The organism is Hoeflea ulvae, assembly GCF_026619435.1.
Taxonomy (GTDB): domain Bacteria; phylum Pseudomonadota; class Alphaproteobacteria; order Rhizobiales; family Rhizobiaceae; genus Hoeflea; species Hoeflea ulvae.
The window spans coordinates 116,009-136,439 of the sequence record NZ_JAOVZQ010000001.1; the positions used below are offsets into that span (position 1 = coordinate 116,009).

17 protein-coding genes and 1 riboswitch are annotated in these 20,431 nt (G+C 63.0%); of the genes, 7 read left to right on the top strand and 10 right to left on the bottom strand.

The genetic code is table 11. The features are described from left to right. Window positions 1-113 precede the first annotated feature (113 nt). A complete protein-coding gene (locus OEG82_RS00595; RefSeq protein WP_267610529.1) occupies window positions 114-488 on the top strand; it encodes a hypothetical protein in 375 nt (124 codons plus the stop codon). An 81-nt stretch (window positions 489-569) separates the two neighbouring features. Here OEG82_RS00595 and OEG82_RS00600 read toward each other — a convergent pair whose 3' ends face one another. Then, window positions 570-2,402, bottom strand: coding sequence for an ABC-F family ATP-binding cassette domain-containing protein (locus OEG82_RS00600; protein ID WP_267610530.1), 1,833 nt, complete (start codon window positions 2,400-2,402; stop codon window positions 570-572). A gap of 2 nt (window positions 2,403-2,404) precedes the next feature. Beyond that, complete coding sequence (locus OEG82_RS00605; protein WP_267610531.1) at window positions 2,405-3,058, bottom strand: thiamine diphosphokinase; 654 nt, start codon at window positions 3,056-3,058, stop codon at window positions 2,405-2,407. 63 nt (window positions 3,059-3,121) lie between these two features. Then, a riboswitch (TPP riboswitch) is annotated at window positions 3,122-3,230 on the top strand. 39 nt (window positions 3,231-3,269) lie between these two features. Between OEG82_RS00605 and thiB the strand changes: the two genes are divergently transcribed. The 4 genes from thiB (at window position 3,270) to OEG82_RS00625 (ending at window position 8,283) form a co-directional block, all read left to right on the top strand. Beyond that, window positions 3,270-4,280: a thiamine ABC transporter substrate binding subunit gene (gene thiB / locus OEG82_RS00610; RefSeq protein ID WP_267610532.1), complete on the top strand. Its 1,011-nt coding sequence runs from the start codon at window positions 3,270-3,272 to the stop codon at window positions 4,278-4,280. Between the two features lie 10 nt (window positions 4,281-4,290). Next, window positions 4,291-5,913: a thiamine/thiamine pyrophosphate ABC transporter permease gene (thiP, locus tag OEG82_RS00615; protein ID WP_267610533.1), complete on the top strand. Its 1,623-nt coding sequence runs from the start codon at window positions 4,291-4,293 to the stop codon at window positions 5,911-5,913. Continuing rightward, complete coding sequence (locus OEG82_RS00620) at window positions 5,910-6,635, top strand: thiamine ABC transporter ATP-binding protein (protein ID WP_267610534.1); 726 nt, start codon at window positions 5,910-5,912, stop codon at window positions 6,633-6,635. Before thiP ends, OEG82_RS00620 begins: the two co-directional genes overlap by 4 nt. 136 nt (window positions 6,636-6,771) lie before the next feature. Beyond that, complete coding sequence (locus OEG82_RS00625) at window positions 6,772-8,283, top strand: M48 family metalloprotease (RefSeq protein ID WP_267610535.1); 1,512 nt, start codon at window positions 6,772-6,774, stop codon at window positions 8,281-8,283. Window positions 8,284-8,301: 18 nt separating this feature from the next. On the opposite strand, the gene OEG82_RS00630 is transcribed toward OEG82_RS00625, so the two are convergent. The 7 genes from OEG82_RS00630 to OEG82_RS00660 form a co-directional block, all read right to left on the bottom strand. Next, window positions 8,302-9,171: an RNA polymerase factor sigma-32 gene (locus tag OEG82_RS00630; protein ID WP_267610536.1), complete on the bottom strand. Its 870-nt coding sequence runs from the start codon at window positions 9,169-9,171 to the stop codon at window positions 8,302-8,304. A gap of 247 nt (window positions 9,172-9,418) precedes the next feature. Further along, complete coding sequence (locus OEG82_RS00635) at window positions 9,419-9,988, bottom strand: CarD family transcriptional regulator (protein WP_267610537.1); 570 nt, start codon at window positions 9,986-9,988, stop codon at window positions 9,419-9,421. A gap of 518 nt (window positions 9,989-10,506) precedes the next feature. Beyond that, window positions 10,507-10,845 carry a ferredoxin FdxA gene (gene fdxA / locus OEG82_RS00640; protein WP_267610538.1) on the bottom strand — a complete coding sequence of 113 codons (339 nt, stop codon included), beginning with the start codon at window positions 10,843-10,845 and terminating at the stop codon, window positions 10,507-10,509. A gap of 276 nt (window positions 10,846-11,121) precedes the next feature. Further along, window positions 11,122-11,511, bottom strand: a complete 390-nt coding sequence (locus tag OEG82_RS00645) for an RNA-binding S4 domain-containing protein (protein WP_267610539.1) — start codon at window positions 11,509-11,511, stop codon at window positions 11,122-11,124. A gap of 11 nt (window positions 11,512-11,522) precedes the next feature. Then, window positions 11,523-14,765 (bottom strand): helicase-related protein, encoded by a 3,243-nt coding sequence (locus tag OEG82_RS00650; protein ID WP_267610540.1) that lies wholly within the window; start codon window positions 14,763-14,765, stop codon window positions 11,523-11,525. Window positions 14,766-16,399: 1,634 nt separating this feature from the next. Next, window positions 16,400-17,125: an acetoacetyl-CoA reductase gene (gene phbB, locus OEG82_RS00655; RefSeq protein ID WP_267610541.1), complete on the bottom strand. Its 726-nt coding sequence runs from the start codon at window positions 17,123-17,125 to the stop codon at window positions 16,400-16,402. Between the two features lie 70 nt (window positions 17,126-17,195). Beyond that, window positions 17,196-18,371 carry an acetyl-CoA C-acetyltransferase gene (locus OEG82_RS00660; protein WP_267610542.1) on the bottom strand — a complete coding sequence of 392 codons (1,176 nt, stop codon included), beginning with the start codon at window positions 18,369-18,371 and terminating at the stop codon, window positions 17,196-17,198. Between the two features lie 263 nt (window positions 18,372-18,634). Here OEG82_RS00660 and phaR point away from each other — a divergent pair, with 263 nt between their 5' ends. Both phaR and OEG82_RS00670 read left to right on the top strand, forming a co-directional pair. Next, the gene (gene phaR, locus OEG82_RS00665) at window positions 18,635-19,207 is read left to right on the top strand and encodes a polyhydroxyalkanoate synthesis repressor PhaR (RefSeq protein ID WP_267614805.1); all 573 of its coding nucleotides are present in this window, start codon (window positions 18,635-18,637) and stop codon (window positions 19,205-19,207) included. Window positions 19,208-19,441: 234 nt separating this feature from the next. Then, on the top strand, window positions 19,442-19,873 hold the full coding sequence (locus OEG82_RS00670; protein WP_267610543.1) for a GlcG/HbpS family heme-binding protein: 432 nt from the start codon (window positions 19,442-19,444) through the stop codon (window positions 19,871-19,873). Window positions 19,874-19,888: 15 nt separating this feature from the next. Here OEG82_RS00670 and OEG82_RS00675 read toward each other — a convergent pair whose 3' ends face one another. Then, window positions 19,889-20,293 carry a hypothetical protein gene (locus tag OEG82_RS00675; RefSeq protein ID WP_267610544.1) on the bottom strand — a complete coding sequence of 135 codons (405 nt, stop codon included), beginning with the start codon at window positions 20,291-20,293 and terminating at the stop codon, window positions 19,889-19,891. Window positions 20,294-20,431 lie beyond the last annotated feature (138 nt).

Consider the following 20,431-nt stretch of genomic DNA (forward strand, 5'->3'; position numbering starts at 1 on the left):
CGGCGCGGGACGCAAGCCGCAAGGCCGGAGGGTTTGCGTCAGATCAAGGCGTTGTCACCCCTGGCGGGACAGGATGCAGCTGAACTTGCCCGCCGCATCAACCGGAGAACATTATGACGCTTTATCACATTCACCTTGTCATGGCCCGCAACAAGGAATTTCCCGAAGGCAACGTCAACCGCGGCTACGACATCCATGCGCCGCTCGATGCCGATGGTCATCTCGACAAGGCGGCCTGGGAGAAATCGCCGGCGTCATGCACGGTGGTGCGCTTCTGGGACGGCGAGCGCTCCGAGCTGGGCTACCTCACCCATCATCCCAAGGGCGGCTGGGCATTCGACTATGACCCCGCCGACGAGAGCGACGACGAAACCGGCTACCGGCTGTCCAACCATGTCTTCAAGACCGGCGAATATATTTCGGTCCGTGACCATGGCGCCGACGAGCTGCACACCTTCGTCATCGCGTCGGTGACAAAGGCCGACTGAAGCAGCAATTTTCAAGCTCACGCCATTGCGCTCGGATGATCACATCCGGGGCGCAGTGGCCGGCAGAACTTCAGCGCCGATTCAGCTTCCCTCGATGCCCTCGCGCAGCATCTCGAGCTCCAGCCATTCGCCTTCCATCTTCGCGATCTCGTCCTTGAGCGCGTCATGGGCCTTGGCGCGGGCGGCAAAACCATCCGGGTTCTTGGCAAACATCGCGGGATCGGCCATCTCGGTCTCGATTTTCGCCAGCTTGGCCTGCGCTTCCTCGATCTTCACCGGCAGCGTTTCCAGAGCGAATTTCTGCTTGAAGGAAAGCTTGCGCGCGGACTCCTTGCCTGCAGCCTGAGCCTTCGGCGCCGCTGCGGGACGGCTCGCCGCGTCCTGGGCGGACCGTGCCTTCTTCTCGCGCGCCTCGGCGCCGCGCTGGGCCAGCATGTCGGAATAGCCGCCCGCATAGGCGATCCAGCGTCCGTCCGGATCCTTGGGATCGGCCGGCGCCAGCGTCGAGGTCACAGTGCGGTCGAGAAAATCACGGTCATGGCTGACCAGGATCACCGTGCCGGGATAGGAGGTGACGACCTCCTGCAACAGATCCAGCGTCTCCATGTCGAGGTCGTTTGTCGGCTCATCAAGGATCAGCAGGTTGGATGGCTGCGACAGTATCCTTGCCAGCACCAGCCGGGCTTTTTCGCCGCCCGAGAGCTTGCGGATCGGGGTCCGCGCCTGCTCCGGCTGGAACAGGAAATCCTTCATGTAGCCGGTGACATGCTTGGCCTCGCCATTGATGATCAGGCTGTCGCCGCGACCATCGGTGAGATAATGCGCCAGCGTTTCCTCCGGGTTGAGCACCTCGCGGCGCTGGTCAAGCACGGCAATGTCGAGCTTGGAGCCATGCCGGACAAAACCGGTATCCGGCTCAAGTTCGCCGATCAGCATTTTCAGAAGCGTGGTCTTGCCCGCGCCGTTGGGACCGACAATGCCGATGCAGTCACCGCGATTGATCCGCATCGAGAAGTCGCGCACCACCGGCATGTCGCCATAGGTCTTGCTGATGCCTTCGGCCTCGATCACCAGCTTGCCGGAATCGCGGCTTTCGGCGACCTGGGCATTGATCCGGCCCTGCGGGCCCTTGTGGCCGCGATGCTCGGCGCGCATGGTCTTGAGATCCGAAAGCCGGCGCATGTTGCGCTTGCGCCGCGCGGTCACGCCGTAGCGCAGCCAGTGCTCCTCGCGCTCGATCTGCCGTCCAAGTTTGTGCTGCTCGAGCTCTTCGGCTTCCAGCGTCTGGTCGCGCCAGGCCTCGAAATGCTCGAAACCGCGGTCGAGCCGCAGCGACTTGCCCCGGTCCAGCCACATCGTCGCGCGGCTGACGCGCTCGAGAAAGCGCCGGTCATGCGAAATCACCAGCAGCGCGCCGCGGCTGCGTGACAGCTCGTCTTCCAGCCATTCGATCGTTGGCAGGTCGAGATGGTTGGTCGGCTCGTCGAGAAGCAGGATGTCGGGTTCCGGCGCCAGCACACGCGCCAACGCAGCGCGCCGCGCCTCGCCGCCCGACAGGGTCTGCGGGTCGGCCTCGCCATCAAGGCCGAGATGCTCAAGCAGGTAATTGACCCGGTGCACATCGTCATTGGGCCCGAGCCCTGCCTCGGCATAGGCCTGGACGGTGGCAAAGCCTTCGAAATCCGGCGCCTGCGGCAGGTAGCGGATGGTCGAGGAAGGATGCCGGAAGATCTCGCCCGATTGCGGCTCGACCTGGCCGGCGGCAATCTTCAGAAGCGTCGACTTGCCCGAGCCGTTGCGGCCGACAAGGCAGATCCGGTCTCCCGGCTCCACCTGCATGTGGACGCCGTCCAGCAGCGGCGCGCCGCCAAAGGAAAGCGCGATATCATCTAGTTTCAGAATGGGAGGCGCCATGATCAGGCTCCTGAAAAATCATGAGGGCGGGCGACGACAAGCGCGCGCCCGGAAAGGAGGCTGGCGGTCATCCGACCCTCAGCCACATTCGAAATGGTGCGGGATGCGCCAAATGCAATATCGGCGGCATCGAGCGGGTATTTGACGCCGGACAGGCTGAGCCCTCCGAGCGCGGTGAACGCAATCACCGAAAACAGCGATCCGGCCGGCAAGTCCAGTTCGAGACTGCCCGGCAGAAGCGGCACGGCCTCCTCCACGCCCGAGGTCAGCACCACATCCAACCCGCGCTCGGCAAGCGTGACCGCCTGCAGCAGATGCGACAGGGCGTGGTCGGTACGGTCGCCGCCAAAGGCGCCGACCAGCACCAGCCGCTGTGCGCCGCGGTCGATCGCCTGTTCAATGGCAAGTTCGCCATCGGTGAAATTCTTCTCGGCGGCAAATGGCAACCGCTGTGTGGCGGCGAAGGCCTCGGTCAGCTCTGGCGAGGTCGAATCGAAATCGCCGACCCACAATTCCGGCGTGAGCCCGAGCGCCGGGGCATGCGCCATGCCGCCATCCGCCGCGATCGCGCGCGCGCCGTCGATCAGCGCCCGGACGCGGTCGTCAATTTCAAGCGCCCCGCCAAGCAGGATTGCAAATGTCGAAACAGGTGTCATGGCGCAAGCCAATAGCAGCTTTGCGCGCACTTGCCAGCGTCTGGAAGAAATTCTATGTCTTGTCTCGCTCTAACGGGGTGCCTGGCGTTTTCGCCGGGCTGAGAGGCCGGATGGCCAACCCGAAGAACCTGATCCGGTTTGTACCGGCGGAGGGATTAGACGTGCTCATCGCGCCTATTCCTGTTTTTTTGATCAAAAGGAGGCGCGAACAATGCGCAAATTTCGACTTGCCCCGCTTGCCCTGGCAGCTCTTGTGCCGATTCTCTCCCAGCCTGCGGCCGCTGCCGACAGGACGCTGACCATCTACACCTATGAGAGCTTCACCGCCGAATGGGGCCCCGGCCCAAAGATCGAAGCCGCCTTTGAAGCCGATTGCGGCTGCGACCTCAAATGGGTCGGCGTTGCCGACGGTGTCGCACTGTTGAACCGCCTCAAGCTCGAGGGCGACAAGGCCGAAGCCGGCATCGTGCTCGGACTCGACACCAATCTGGTCGAGGAAGCCAAGGCCACCTCACTGTTCGAGGCCCATGGTCTGGAGACCGGCGCCGTCTCGGTTCCGGGCGGCTACAGCGATGATGTCTTCATCCCCTATGATTACGGCCATTTCGCCGTGATCTATGACACCGAGGCGGTCGACACTCCGCCGGCCAGCCTCAAGGAACTGGTCGAGGGCGATCCGCAGCAGAAAATCGTCATTCAGGATCCGCGCACCTCGACACCCGGACTGGGGCTGCTGCTCTGGATGAAATCGGTCTATGGCGATGACGCCGCGGCGGCCTGGGAGACGCTGAGCAAGCGGGTGCTGACCGTCACGCCCGGCTGGTCGGAATCCTACGGCCTGTTTACCTCGGGCGAAGCGCCGATGGTGCTGTCCTATACCACCTCGCCGGCCTACCACATGGTCGCCGAGGAAACCGACCGCTACCAGGCCGCTGAATTTGCCGAAGGCCATTATCTGCAGATCGAGGTCGCAGGCCTGCTCGCCAATGCGCCGGACAAGGACCTGGCAAGGCAGTTCCTCGGCTTCATGATGACGCCGGGCTTTCAGAACGAGATTCCGACCAACAACTGGATGCTACCGGCAGCCCCGGTCAGCATCGAGCTGCCGGACGCTTTCGCAAAGCTGGTCTCGCCGCAAAAGACATTCCTCTACGGCTCCGCTGAGGTGGCTGAGAACCGCGCCGCCTGGATCGAGGAATGGCTCGGCGCCATGAGCCGGTGATCCTGACCTGATGCTGACCAGGGCCGAACATCGCGCCGCACGGGCAAGCGGCCTTGCCGCCTTGCTCGCTGTCGGCCTGGCCCTGGCCATCCCCGTCTCCGTGCTTCTGCTGCACGGCGCGGCGACGGGTCTCACATCCACGCAAGCCGATTACCTGCTGCGGATCACCCGCTTCACGCTGATGCAGGCCGGCCTGTCGACCGCGCTCAGCCTGTTGGTTGCCATTCCCCTGGCCCGCGCGCTGGCCCGCCGCCCCGCATTCTTCGGGCGGCGCTGGCTTGTCAGCCTGTTCGCGGTGCCGCTCGGCCTGCCGCCGCTGGTCGCAGCCCTCGGTCTGATCGAGGTCTGGGGCCGCAATGGCGTCGTCAACAAGGGGCTGGGGTTTCTGGGCGCCGAGACCCCGTTCTCGATCTATGGCCTCGGCGGCATCCTGCTCGCCCATGTGTTTTTCAACCTGCCGCTGGCCGTGCGCTTCATTCTGCCCGCGCTCGAGCGCCTGCCATCCGAATACTGGAAGACCGCCGCTAATCTTGGCATGGGCGGCTTCAGCCTGTTCCGGCTGATCGAATGGCCGGCCATGCGCCGCTCGGCGGCTGGTGCTGCCGGATTGGTGTTCATGCTCTGCGCAACCTCCTTCACCCTTGTCCTGGTGCTCGGCGGCGGCCCGGCGGCCACCACGCTGGAAGTGGCCATCTACCAGGCGCTGCGGTTTGATTTCGATCCCGGCCGCGCGGTGCTGCTGGCAGCGATCCAGATCGGCCTGACCCTCGCGGTGATGCTGGGGCTGAAGCTGATCTCCGCCCCCTCCGAGGCGGGCAGCACCTCGGGTGGACGCACCAGCCGCCCCGATGCCCCCGGCGGACTCCGGGCACTTCCCGACGCGATGCTGATCGGGCTGGCCGGCCTGTTTGTCTCTGCGCCGATGCTGGCGGTGGTGATCTCCGGACTGGCCGCGGACCTTGGCCGCCTTCTCGCCGATCCCCTGTTCTGGCGGGCGGCAGTGACAAGTCTGCTGATCGGCCTGGCCGCCGCCATGCTTGCCGTGCTGCTCGCCAGTCTCCTGGTTCGGGCGCGCTATTCGGCCGATGATGCGCCTGCCTCGCCGGCGCTGGGCCTGCTGTCGGGCCTGTCGGGCGCGGCCGGATCGCTGACCCTGCTGGTGCCGCCGGTCGTGCTTGGCGCCGGCTGGTTCCTGATGCTGGGCGGCGGGGTCGGCCAATTGCTGGCGCCGCTGAGCGTCATTGTCACGGTCAATGCGCTGATGGCGTTGCCCTTTGTCATGCGGGTGATCGAGCCCGCCCATCGCAGCGCCATGGAACGCAATTCCCGCCTGGCGCTGTCCCTGGGCATCACCGGTGTCTCCCGGCTACGGCAGATCGACATTCCGGCGCTGGTGCTGCCGCTGACCACGGGCTTTGTTTTCGCCGTCGCCCTGTCGCTGGGCGATCTGGGCGCCATCGCCCTGTTTGGCAGCGACCGCATCATCACCTTGCCTTGGTTGCTCTACCAGAAACTCGGCAGCTACCGCACCGACGACGCCGCAGGGCTGGCGCTGCTGCTCGGAGGCCTTACCATGGGGCTAATGCTGGCCGCCGACCGGCTCGGCAACCGCAACGGAAACAAGGCCCGATGACACAGCAGCCCGCAATTGCCTTCGAGGCCGTCACCTATGGCATCGGCGAACTCAGCGCCGAATTCAGCTTCAGCCGCCAGGCCGGCAGTGTCACCGCCATTCTCGGCGCGTCCGGCGCCGGCAAGTCCACGCTGCTCAATCTCGCCGCCGGGTTCCTTGCTCCGAGCAGCGGCCGGATCCTGCTCAACGGAGCGCTGATGAATGAGCTGCCGCCATCCGAGCGCAGCGTCTCAATGGTGTTTCAGGACAACAACCTGTTTGCCCATCTCGACATCCGCACCAATGTCGGACTGGGACTCAATCCCGCTTTGCGGCTGTCCACCTCCGAATGGGCCAGCGTCGAGGCCGCGCTCGACCGGGTCGGCCTGGCTGGCTTCGGCCGTCGCAAGCCCGGTTCGCTGTCGGGCGGCGAGCGGCAGCGGGTGGCGCTGGCCCGCGCCTTTGTCCGCCGCCAGCCGCTGCTGCTGCTCGACGAGCCCTTTGACGGCCTTGGCCCGGGACTTGGCGCCGATATGCTCAACCTGATGCTGGAGATCAGGGCCGATGTCGGGGCCACCGTGTTGATGGTCACCCACGACCCGGACGAGGCCCGCACCGCCGCCGATGAAATCCTGTTCATCTCCCGGGGCCGGATCGCCGCGGACGCGCCAGCGGAGGGATTTTTCGAACGCCAGGACCTGCCGGAGCTTGTAACCTATCTCGGCAGTACACCCGGCGATTGAAACCTTGCCACAATTTCGACGCGAGCGTTTGGCACTGGAGAACCGCCGCGAAGTCAGATAGACCGTGAGCCATCGCCCGGCTTGCGACACCAAGCCTCCGTACCGGCGTGACAACGATCGAGCGTATAACCGGACCATGGCCAAGATCGCAGCCCCCCATTCCCGCAAGGCAGCCCCAGGCAGACCACTGTCCTCGCTCGCGATCGCCGTGCTGGGCGCAGCCCTGCTGCTGTCGGGCTGCCAGACGCTGGGTGTCGACGTCTATGAGCCCACCGTCAGCCCCTCGGATTCGCCGCAGACTGCCGAAAAGGCCGGCGCCTCCGACCCGCGCACGCGCATCGGTGCCAATGAGCACCCGCGCATCATCGCCAGCTATGGCGGCGAATTTCGCGACGCCAAGACCGAGCGCCTGGTCGCACGCATTGTCGGCGCGCTGACGCTGGTGTCGGAAAATCCGAGCCAGGCCTACCGCATCACCGTGCTCAATTCGCCCGCGGTCAACGCCTTCGCCCTGCCCGGCGGCTATCTCTATGTCACCCGCGGCCTGTTGGCGCTGGCCAATGACGCGTCCGAAGTGGCGGCGGTGCTGTCGCACGAGATGGCGCATGTCACCGCCAATCACGGCCTCGAGCGGCAGCGCCGCGAAAGGGAGGTCGAGATCGCCGGCCAGGTGGCGGAAGAACTCTTTGCCAATTCCATTGCCGGACGCCAGGCGGTCGCGCGCAACAAGCTGTCGCTGGCCGCGTTCTCGCGCAACCAGGAACTGCAGGCGGACGTGATCGGGGTCAGGATGCTCGGTGAAGCCGGTTATGATCCCTATGCGGCGCCGCGGTTCCTCGAATCGATGAACGCCAACCAGCAGTTTGGCGCCGTCGATCCCGACGCCGATGTCAGCCTCGACTTCCTGGCCAGCCACCCCAATCCGCCGCAGCGGATCGATCTCGCCCGCAGCCACGCCCGCGCCTTCGGCCCGGAAGGCGTCGGCGATCGCGGCCGCGATTATTATCTTGATGGTATTGACGGTCTGCTGTTCGGCGACAGTCCCAATGAAGGCTATGTTCGCGGCACGGAATTCCTGCACCCGGTGCTCGGCATCCGTTTCTCGGTGCCCAACGGCTTCCGCATAGACAACAATGCGGCCGCCGTGGTGGCAACCGGCCCGGGTGATCTGGCAATCCGCTTTGACGGGGTGACCGACGCCAGCCGCCGCTCGCTGGCGCAATATATGGCCAGCGGCTGGGTCACCGGACTTGATGAAGGCTCAATCCGCGAGACCAGGGTCGGCGGCCTGCCGGCAGCAACGGCACGGGCCAGCGCCGACCAGTGGGATTTCGACATCACCGTCATCCGCCTGAAAGACCGGATCTACCGGTTTCTGACCGCGGCGCCGCGCAACAGCACAGATCTCGAGCGTATCGCATCGGCGGTCCGGGCCAGCTTCAAGAAGATGTCGGCAAGCGAAATCAAGGCGCTGGAGCCGTTGCGCATCCGCGTGGTCACCGTCGGTCAGGGCGACACGGTGGCGTCCCTGTCGGCCCGGATGCGCGGCGTCGAGCGCAGGACGGAGCTGTTCCGCCTGCTTAACGCCATCGCCCCGGGCGCGAGCCTCACGCCGGGGCAAAGGGTCAAGATCGTCACTGACAGATAAGTCGCTGCCGGCGGGTGATCACATGCTGGCGATTTCAGGTGTCCGGGTGGTCAGCACCATGCGCAGCTTTTCCAGCGCCCGGTTCTCGATCTGACGTACACGTTCCTTGGAGATTCCCAGCACCTCGCCGAGGGATTCGAGCGTGGCACCGTCTTCGGCCAGCCGGCGTTCGCGGATGATCCGCAATTCGCGCGGGTTGAGCGTATCGAGCGCGTCGCTGAGCCAGATATGGCGGCGCTCTTCGTCGATGATCGTCGACACCTGCTCGTCCGGCAATGGCTCATCGCTCTTGAGAAAGTCCATCCGCTCCGAGGACGCGCCCGACTCGCCGTCAGACATCGGCGCGTTGAGCGAGGAATCCGAGCCTGACAGGCGCGCATCCATCACCGCCACATCCTTGGCGTGAACGCCCAATGTATTGGCGATACGTGAATGCATGGCGCTTTCGGTGAGCGCCGGATCGTCCTGGGCAAGCCGCATCCGCAACCGGCGCAGGTTGAAGAACAGCGATTTCTGTGCGGAACTGGTGCCGCCGCGCACGATCGACCAGTTGCGCAGCACATAATCCTGGATAGACGCCCTTATCCACCAGGTGGCATAGGTGGAAAAGCGCACCTCGCGTTCCGGATCGAACCGGGCCGCGGCTTCGAGAAGCCCGACATGGCCTTCCTGGATCAGGTCGCTCATCGGCAGCCCGTAATTGCGGAACTTGGCCGCCATCGAGATCACCAGCCGCATATGCGCCATGGTGATGCTGTGCAGCGCGTCCTGATCCTTGTTATCCTTCCAGCGGACCGCCAGATCATGCTCCTCATCACGTTCGAGATAGGGAGCAGCCATCGCGGCACGAACCATTTGCCGGTTTGCAGTGATCGCTTTCGTGGCCATGTCACCCTCCTGTGATTGTCGCAGTGTTGCCTGACTCTACGCATCAACACCCGGTTTGGTTCATCAAGCCGGGTAAAATAGCTGTGAAGCCCGCTCACCGGGTTGCGATTGCGGCTCCACCCCGCTCCCTGCCGGGCCGGCAAATCGGCGGATTTCCGCTGGGGCTGGGCGCAGTGCGCAAGGCACAAAAAAGCCCGGGCACGCTGGGCGGCCCGGGCTTTTGTCAGGGTCTCTCAGAGACAGGCTGTCAGGCAGCTTCTTCCTGCGCGCCTTCTTCTTCACCGGATTTGCCGCGCTTCGGGCCCTTGTTGAGGTTTACCTCGATCAAGCGCACCGACTCGGTGTCCGACATCTTGTTGACAGCGGCAAGTTCGCGCGCCATCCGGTCAAGCGCAGCCTCATAGAGCTGACGCTCGGAATAGGACTGCTCCGGCTGGTTCTCGGCGCGATACAGATCACGCACCACTTCCGCGATCGAAATCAGATCGCCGGAATTGATTTTCGCATCATATTCCTGCGCCCGGCGCGACCACATGGTCCGCTTGACCCGTGCACGGCCCTGAACGACCTTGAGCGCGCGCTCGACGAAATCCGTTTCGGACAATTTACGCATGCCGATGGTCGACGCCTTGGCGACCGGCACCTTGAGGCGCATCTTGTCTTTTTCGAAATCAATCACAAACAATTCAAGCTTGTGTCCTGCAACTTCCTGCTCTTCGATGGCGACAATCTGCCCGACGCCATGGGCGGGATAGACAATCGATTCACCGGTCTTGAAACCCTGTCTCTGCGACGGTTTTTTCTGCTGGGTTGTCATGCGTTTTCAAAACTCCCTGTTACGGAAACGGACACTGGCAGCCGGGCATGGGTTGCCCGGACAGGTCCTGCGAAAGCCGGGGGCATTCGCACTGACTGCGCCATTCAAGGGCGATAGAAGGCAAATTTCGCAACAAATATCTCGCGGAACGTGACTGCCCGGCAGTATTGCACTGCAAGGAAAGAGAGGCCGCTGTAAGGGACGTTTGCTTCCGTTTTTGCTTCTTGTTTCGCCCAGACGGCGCCTTGAAGATGTCAGTAATGCTATGTGTACCACAAAATATGGGGTAAATCAATGATTTGCGCCAGCGGCTGCGGACAGGGCACCGGAATCGCGCCATGGTTTGCACAAGCAAGCAGCAGTGCAACCGCCGGAATGCTGCGATGCGTCACGAAATTTCGCTGCATCGCGGCAGTTTCCAGGCGGAACCCAGAGGCTGGCCCGGCCGCTTGTGGTCACCTGCGCCACTACCGGCCCGGGCAGATCAAGCCACCCCCGCACTGTCGCAAAGCACAAGATCAGTCGCCTTCGCCAGGCTCCGGCGAGAAGTATTTCTCGAACTTGCCTTCTTCGCCATCGAACTTCTTGGCGTCTTCCGGGGCATCCCGCTTGATGGTGATGTTGGGCCATTTGTCGGCATATTCGGTGTTGACCTCGAGCCATTTCTCCAGCCCCGGCTCGGTGTCCGGCTTGATCGCCTCTGCCGGGCACTCGGGCTCGCACACGCCGCAGTCGATGCATTCGTCAGGATGGATGACCAGCATGTTGTCACCCTCGTAGAAGCAGTCCACAGGGCAGACTTCAACGCAGTCCATATATTTGCAGCGAATGCAATTGTCAGTCACCACATAGGTCATACGTCTCTCCTGAAGCTTCATGCATGGGGCGCACGGGCGGTTTCATGTCGACCGAAACATCATGCATCATTTTCGAGCGGTGCAGCCGTCCTCGCCGGTCCGGACGGGCCCGCGGCGCTGCATCAAACAACGGCGGTGAGGTACCGGCTTTACCGCCACTTTGCAAGACATCTGGTTTCGCCATGGCGTCGCACCCGGATCGTGCCGAACCAAGCTCGCGGCAGCCGGCACAATTTGCGCATGTCTTTGCCCCAACAGGTGCCGGTCAAGACAAAATCATGCGCCATCATCCGGCTTGTTGAATTGATCTATTTTTCGCCTGTCCCGCTTGGTCGGCCGGCCGGCACCGGGCTCCCGTGCCGCCGGGACGATCGGCGCCTGTCCGGCTTCAGCAGGTTTGGGAGTGAGGTCCTCATACAGAAGCTGCGCTTCCGGCGCCGGGCCGCGGCGCTGGCCGCAACCCAGGATCTTCAGCACCACGATGCGCCGCTCGAACGAGATGGTCAGCACGTCGCCCGGCTTGATCAGGAAACTGGCCTGATCGATCTTCTCGCGATTGACCCTGACATTGCCGCTGCTGACAAATTTGCCGGCCAGGGTTCTGGACTTGATGGTGCGCGCGAAAAACAGCCATTTGTCTATCCGCTGTCGCGCCGGCTGGTCCACCAGGGTAAGGCCTATTTCTTGAGCTTGTCGCGCAACGCCGCCAGGGCAGCGAAGGGCGAATCAGGATCGATCGGCCGCTCCTTGCGCTGCGGCCGGTCGGTCCGGTTGCCGCGATGGGCATCATCTGCCTTGCCCGACCCGGCTTCGCCGGACCTGCCCCTGCCGGGACCGCCCTTGCCCGGTGCGCCCTTGCCATGCTGGGGCTTGCCGGAATGGCCGGGTTTGCCGCGGCGTCCCTTGCCGGGCCGCGCGTCAGCTTCGCCGCCACCCTCGCCTGCCGGCTTGGCGTCGGAACGGGGATTTCGATTGCCGCCGTCACGCCGGCCACGGCCCTCGCCGGGCGCCTGGCGCGGACCGCGCTGGCCATCCTGCCGGCCGCCGGGCCGCCACAACAGCACCGGACGCAGCGCCTCGGCATCGGCATCCTCGGCGGATGCCTCCGCTTTCGGCTCTTCAGCCGCTGTCACGGCCGCCGGAGCCGGATCCGCAGATGCCGGTTCATTCGCTTCGACCGGGGCATCGGCCACGGGTTGCGCAGACTGGCCGGCGGTGTCTTCGGGCGCGGCAGACTCTGCCGCTGCTTCGCCCGGAGCCTCCGCTTCGGCCGGCGACGCGGAATCAGCCGGTGCGGCTGCGGCATCGTCCCCGGCCGCAGCGGCCGCCAGCTTGTTCGGGCGATCAGCGGCAGTGCGCGAGACCACGACTTCGACCACGGGTCCGCTACCGGTCGCAGCACCGGTCTCGGCCTGCGCGGCGTCGAGCCCGGCAATATGGGTCTGCGCCTCCTCGGCGGGCACGGCATCGGCACGATAGCCCAGTCCCTTGAGGATTTCCTCGATGTCGTCCTGGGTGGCGCCGAGAATCGACAGCATGCCGGTGGTGGTGATGAAGCGGCGGCCATCATAGGCAGCTTCCGGGCGTGCGCCCTGGGCGCCGGGCTTCCACTGCAGCGCGGGGCGGATCAGATCGGCCAGCCGCTCCAAAATGTCGATGCGCACGGCGCGCTTACCCAGAAACCGGAACCCGGCAAGGCGGTAGAATTCACGGTCGATCTCGGGATCGGTCGCCACCGAGGTGCGCCCGGCAGCCAGCAGCGGCGTCACGTCGCCATAGCCGGGCTTGGTGAAGCCGTCATTGACCAGCGCCCACAGCAGCGTCACCAGCTCGGCAGGCGCGGGCTTGAGCAGCGCCGGCATGAAGATGTGATAGGCGCCGAACCGGATACCGTATTTGCGCAGGCTGGCGCGCGCTGCCTGGTCGAGATCCTTGATCATCTCCGAGACATCGCGGCGGAACAGGACGCCCAGGCTTTCGGCCAGACGGAACGCCAGTCCGCGCGACAGGCCGTCAAGGTCCTCGGCGCGGGTCAGGTCGTCGAGCGGCTTGAGCACGGTGGCGATGTGGTGATTGACGAAACGATCGATCCGCGCAGCAACGAAATCGCGCGCGCCGCCGGTCAGTTGCTCGTCGGCAAGCAGGATCGATCGCGGCTTGAGAATATGGTCGCCTGCAACCAGGCGCGCCACGGGATCGCCCATCCAGCGCACCGTGCCGTCCGATCCGATGGCGAAGTCGGAATTGCCCGACGCATGCAAGCGGGCCGCCCGCGCCTCGAATTCGAGGCCAAGCGCTTTCTGCGCGGCGGCGATCACCGCCTTGGCGTCCGGCCCATCTGCCGAGGCATCGGCCATGAACCGGAATCCGGCCAATTGTCCAATATGGTGGCCTTCAACAAAGACATCACCGTTTACACTGATTTCAGCTTCGAGCATCGCGTTCTCTCTCAGGCGCTTCATGAGCACAGATGTCCTGCGGTCAACGAAGCGTTTCGTCAACCTTTCATGCAACGCATCGGACAATCGATCTTCGATTTCGCGCGTCTTTTCCTGCCAGTGTGTCGGATCGGCAAGCCATTCAGGTCTGTTGGAAACATAAGTCCAGGTCCGGATCTGTGAAATCCGGGCGGATAAAGTGTCGATTTCACCATCGGTGGAATCGGTTCTGCGCACCTGTTCGGCCAGAAAATCCTCATTGACCGATCCGGTGCGGATCAAATCCCGGTAGATCGTGGCGATCAGATCCGAGTGCTGCGCCGGCGCGATCCGCCGGTAATCCGGCAGCGAACAGACGTCCCACAGCGTGGCGACGTTTTTCGGCGTGCTGGCCAGGTCGCGCACCTCGAAATCATTGACCAGATGCTCCAGCGCGCGCTGGTCGACGGCCGGAAGCGCCCGGGTCAGGCCCTGGACCGCAGGAATTTGCTCGAGGCTGGCCTGCAGCATCTGCAGACTGGAAAAATCGAGCTGCTTGGAACGCCATTGCAGGATCTTGATCGGTTCGAACACATGGCTTTCCAGCCGTTGCACCAGATCCTCCGGCAAAGGCTGCACCTGACCGGTGACGCCGAAGGTGCCGTCACGCAGATGCCGCCCGGCCCGGCCGGCGATCTGGCCGAATTCGGAGGCGGTCAGTTGCCTGTAGGAATGACCGTCGAATTTCCGGTCCTGCGCGAAGGCGACGTGGTCGACATCGAGATTGAGCCCCATGCCGATGGCGTCGGTGGCCACCAGATAGTCGACATCGCCATTCTGGTAGAGCTCGACCTGGGCGTTGCGGGTGCGCGGGCTCAGCGCCCCGAGCACCACTGCGGCACCGCCGCGCTGGCGCCGCACCAGTTCGGCAATGGCATAGACCTCATCGGCCGAGAACGCCACGATCGCGGTTCGCCGTGGCAGCCGGGTGATCTTCTTCGAGCCGGCATAATGCAGCTCCGACAGCCGCGGCCGCTCGACAATGGTGATGCCGGGCAGCAATTGCTCAAGGATCCCGCGCGCCGTGGCGGAGCCCAGCAGCAAGGTCTCCTCGCGGCCGCGCAGCGACAGGATCCGGTCGGTGAAGACATGCCCGCGCTCGAGATCGCCGGCGATCTGGACTTCATCGATGGCGACAAAGGCGGCGGTGGTTTCCTGCGGCATCGCCTCGACCGTGCAGACCGAATAGCGCGCGCCCGGCGGCGTGATCTTTTCCTCGCCGGTGACCAGCGACACGTGGTTCACACCCACCTTGTCGACCATGCGGCCATAGACCTCGCGCGCCAGCAGCCGCAGCGGCAGCCCGATCACCCCGGACGAGTGCGCCGCCATGCGCTCGATGGCATAGTGGGTCTTGCCGGTATTGGTCGGGCCCAGCACGGCAGTGACGCCACGCCCGGACAGGATCAAAGATTTTGGAGGATGGCTGCGCAAAGCGGGCATAAGTGTCCGTATCAAACTCAAGACGGCTGTTATCTAACACATCAGAGCAGCGTAAACAGGGCAAATCTCAAAGACTGCCAATGCGCGCAATTTAACACCTGGAACAGTGGCGGAACGAATCAGCGACGAATCACTGACTCGGTTTGATACCGCTTTTGTTCACCGCAATATCTTGGAAATTCGGGCGCTCATGCCACCATATGCTGAATCACGGCTGCCGCATTTGGCCGCAACCGAGCGACAAAGGTTAACAAGGGACCGGAGCCCCTGCCCGTGCGCGCACCGTCCCCTGTTCGCGGCCCTGATCTGTTCTTGATTTGTTAAGCTTTATTGACAATTCATGAACGCAATAGATCGCATTTTAACGATCTGCGTTAACTATCGGAACAGCGCCGGAACGAATCGGCTACGAATCGCAGATCGCCCGATGTTGGTGTTTTGTTCACCGCAAGATATGGGTCCACGCTGCAGCTGTGGCACAAATCTGACCGGCTCCGGCCTGTGATGCAGCGCCTTTTGCTGCGGAGATTAACCTTTGAGCCGGTCATTTCGCCCTCCCCGGCGCGCCTTTTGCGGTCGCTTCCGTCCTGATTTCGGTCAGGATTTGTTAACTTTTCCAAGCACTTCGCAAGTCCCGATGGCCAGGCCTGTTAACTTTCGGAACAGCCGTGGAACGAAGCGGCACCGAATCACAGACCTGGTTGTGTTTTTGCTTTGTTCCACGCAACATATGCCTGCCCGAAGCCGGCCGCCCACCAGATGCAGATCGGCCGCCCGGTGATCCGGCGCGAAATCACCGGTTGCCGTTAACATTTGGATTGAGCTGCAATCGCATCCGCGAAGAGGGGAATATCCGGCGTCAGCACGGGTGAGAATTCGTTAAGATTTCCAAACACTTCCTGAAGGCATTCGGGAGTATTTGAACAGCGGCGTTAACCTTCGGAACAGCGCCGGAACGAAGCGGCACCGAATCACAGACCTGCCTGTGTTGTCATTATGTTCCACCCAACATCTGCCAATATGGGAATGGCCGCCCCCCATATGCAGTTGACGCCTGAATGGGCTCGACCTCGCAGCTGCCCCGGCCGTTAACCTTTGAAACCGGGGGCGCAGCGCTCTACGCGGCGCTGAAGCTTCGTTCAGGTTTTGATAACAATTCCAAAGACTTCCTTAAGAGACATCGGGATATCACCGGTTCTGTTAAGCTTCGGAACAGCGACGGAACGAACCGGAACCGAATCAGCCTTTTGACGGATTTCCCGCTTTGTTCCCCACCAGATCTTGTGCGGCGGCCGGCTGCAGCATCTACCGGACCGGAAATCTGCACCCATTTCGCAGGCCCCGCGGCCCCGTCTGTTAACCAATGGGCCCCCTGAACGGCTGAAATTTTCACATGAACGCCAACTCTGGACGGCCGCGCCCCGTCCCCTGTCTGTGCTGCCTGCCCGGCCAGATCGTCCTTGCCTTGCGCCCTTCCTCCTGACAACGGCGCCAGCCGTGCCAGGCGTTGACCACGGGAGATCACGCTCACCCTTGAAGACGGCGCGGAGATCGCCGCACGAACCGGAACCCCTTGAACGAAAACGCCCGGCAGTTTCCCGCCGGGCGCAAAATCCTGGTGATTGCCAGAACGATCAGCTGAAATACTGACCGCCATTGGCCGAGATCGTCGATCCGGTGATGAAACCGGCGTCATCGGCTGCCAGGAACACCACGGCCCGGGCGATTTCTTCCGGCTCGCCCAGGCGTCCGACCGGGATCTGCGGGATGATGCGCTCGTTGAGCACCTTCTCGTCAATCGCCTTGACCATGTCGGTGCCGATATAGCCCGGACAGATCGCGTTGACGGTGATGCCGGCACGCGCGCCTTCCTGGGCCAGCGCCTTGGTAAAGCCGAGGTCACCTGCCTTGGCAGCAGAATAGTTGACCTGGCCTGCCTGGCCCTTCTGGCCGTTGATCGAGGAGATGTTGATGACGCGGCCGAACTTGCGCTCGCGCATACCGCTCCACACCGGGTTGGTCATGTTGAACAGGCCGGTGAGATTGGTGTTGATCACCTCGCCCCACATCTGCGGCGTCATCTTGTGGAACATGCCGTCGCGGGTGATGCCGGCATTGTTGACCAATACCGCGACCGGGCCGAGATCGGCTTCGACCTGGGCGATGCCGGCGACGCAGGCGTCATAATCGGCGACCGACCATTTATAGGTCTTGATGCCGGTCTCGGCGGTAAACTTTCCCGCTGCCTCGTCATTGCCGGCATAATTGGCAGCGACCGTATAGCCGGCTGCCTTCAATGCGACCGAAATCGCGGCCCCGATTCCACGTGACCCTCCCGTCACGATGGCTACCTTACTCATATGGACCTCCTCCAAGGCTAAATTGCAGAGTCTGAAAAGTCATGGGTATCGAGACTGACCGCAAAGGCGGTCAGCCGCGTTCGACGCAGAGTGCAACGCCCATGCCGCCGCCGATGCACAATGTGGCAAGGCCCTTCTTGGCGTCGCGGCGGACCATTTCGAACAACAGCGTGTTGAGAATGCGCGCGCCCGATGCGCCGACCGGGTGACCGATGGCAATGGCGCCGCCATTGACATTGACGATTGCCGGATCCCAGCCCATGTCCTTGTTGACCGCGCAGGCCTGAGCCGCAAAGGCCTCGTTGGCTTCCACCAGATCGAGATCGCCAACGCTCCAGCCGGCCTTTTCCAGCGCCTTGCGCGAGGCCGGGATCGGGCCGGTGCCCATGATCTGCGGGTCGACGCCGGCGGTTGCCCAGGAGGCAATCCGCGCCATCGGGGTGATGCCGCGCTTGGAGGCTTCGGCTTCACTCATCAGCACTGTCGCCGCGCCGCCGTCATTGATGCCCGACGCATTGGCCGCGGTAACCGTGCCTTCCTTGTCGAAGGCGGGGCGCAGCTTGGAGATGCCTTCAATGGTCACGCCGTGCTTGATATATTCGTCTTCCTCGACAACCGTGTCGCCCTTGCGGCCCTTGATGGTCACGGCCGCGATCTCGTCCTTGAACTTGCCGGCCTTCTGCGCGGCTTCGGCCTTGTTCTGCGAATTGACCGCGAATGCGTCCTGCTCGTCGCGCGACAGCTGCCACTGCCTGGCAACGTTTTCCGCGGTATTGCCCATCAGGTAATTGTAGAAGGCGTCGGTGAGCGCGTCATACATCATGGTGTCGACCATGTTGGCATTGCCCATCTTCACGCCGTTGCGCAGGTGAATCGCATGCGGCGCCAGCGACATCGATTCCTGACCGCCTGCCACGATGATATTGGCATCGCCGCTGCTGATCTGCTGCATGCCGAGTGCCACCGCGCGCAGACCGGAGCCGCAAAGCTGGTTGAGGCCCCAGGCGGTGGCTTCCTGCGGAATGCCTGCTGCCATCGCGGCCTGACGCGCCGGGTTCTGGCCCTGGCCTGCGGACAGGATCTGACCGAGGATGACTTCGTCGACCTCTGCCGGCGCAACACCTGCACGCTCGAGCGCCGCCCGGATGGCGACTGCGCCGAGCTCATGGGCGGCGACGGAGGACAAGGCGCCGTTGAAAGAGCCGACGGGAGTGCGGGCAGCGCTGGCGATAACGATAGAACTCATGATGGATTTTCCCTGTCATGTGGTGGTGTGTAATTGGCCTGAACGTGACCGAGCTTAATCCCGCTGTCAAATATCGGAAAGCCGAATTCCGCATGCAATCGGTTTAATCAGTACGATAGTCTGAGCTTTTCGGGCGCCATTCGCCGCAATGCACAAAGGAATTGTCATTGGCGGTCATTTTCGCCTACAGTCTGCTCGACAAAACGAGGTTCTGGTCTGGCGAGACCTTTGAGGAGAGCACGAATGGCGAAAAAAGCGGCCCGATCACCATCAAGAAATATGCCAATCGCCGCCTCTACAACACCGGCACCAGCACCTATGTGACGCTTGATGACCTTGCCGTCATGGTCAAGAAGGGCGAGGACTTTTCGGTGCTCGACGCCAAGAGCGGCGATGACATCACCCACACGGTGCTCACCCAGATCATTTTCGAGCAGGAATCCAAAACCGGCAACACGCTGCTGCCGGTGTCCTTCCTCAGGCAGCTGATCTCGATCTATGGCGACCAGCTGCAGATGGTGGTGCCGAGCTATCTCGAACATTCCATGTCGGCGCTCACCGAGCAGCAGGAGCAGGTCCGCGAACAGATCACCAAATCCTTTGGCGACAATCCGGTGGCCCGCAACATCCAGCTGCCGATCCAGCTGGTAGAGGATCAGGTCCGCCGCAACACCGAGATGTTCCAGAAAGCGATGCAGATGTTCTCGCCTTTCGCGCTTGCCCACTCCGCCAAGACCGAGGAAGCGCCGAAAAAGACCGACAGCTCCAAGGACATCGACGAGCTTAAGGACCAGCTCAAGTCGCTTCAGGACAAGATCAACTCGATCGACAGCTGACCCGAGGCGCCGGGGCGAGCCATGCTCCGTCAAGGCGCACAGGCGTGTCCGGCGGACACCGGCAAAGCCGGGCATCCAGCCAATGCCGGTTGATATCCCTCCATAAAATCGGGTGTCCGGCCTTTCGTCAGGCCGAATCTGTGGCACAAGTCACGGGGACAGGGGCGCGGGCCATCGCAGCATGGTCCGCACGACTCTGATCAGTTTCCGACTTTGATTTGAAAGGCATTCTTCATGACGGATCTCACACTCAACAAGGCACTCAAGATCATCACTTCAGCACTGGCCAAGGGCAAGGAACTCGGTCTCAAGCCATTGGCGGTGGTGGTGCTTGATGCCGGCGGCCATGTCAAAGCCGTCCAGCGCCAGGACGGCGCCTCGATGCTGCGCTTCGAGATCGCCAGCGGCAAGGCCTATGGCGCGCTGGCTGTCGGCGTCGGCTCCCGCTGGCTCGACACCCAGGCCGAAACCCGGCCGCATTTTCTCGAAGGCCTGTCTGCCGTCTCGGGTGGCAAGATCGTTGCCGTGCCCGGCGGCGTGCTGATCAAGGACCGCAAGGGCGCCATCATCGGCGCAGTCGGCATTACCGGTGATTCATCCGACAATGACGAGCGTGCCGCAATCGCCGGCGTCGAGGCAGCAGGCTTTACCCCCGACGCAGGCTGAGACGGGATCGCCGGATTACAAGCCGATCGAAACGTCGCGGCCCGCCGCGCGGATCGAGACGGAAAATCCGGCGATCACATCGATCAGCGCAATCACCATCAGAATGAAAAACACCTGCGTGGCGGCTTCGCGCACAAGCAGGAATTCGACCAGAAACGCGACGAACACGAACATCGACAACATGTGGTCGATGACCGACCACCGCCCGGTCCGTGTCGCCTTCAGGACCTCGATGAACAACAGGCCCAGCGCCACCACGATCAGCAGGTCGCCGAGGCTCATCGTCCAGGTCGCGCCCGACATCATCGACAACGAGGTGATGGTCGAGCCCAGACCGGCGATACCCGAGCCAAGCAACCCGACCATGACCAGATTATAGGCGATCAGCGGCACAATCATCAACGGTATGGCGGCGAGCATGGCAGTGTCCTCTTGGCGGAAAACGGTCGGCAGGTGACGCCCAAAGGGGCGAATCGCCGCGACAATGCGAAATCAATCCGCCAGGCGCAAGCCCGTTGCGCAATGAGCCATGTCCCGGCGCAGGGCCGGGACAGGCGC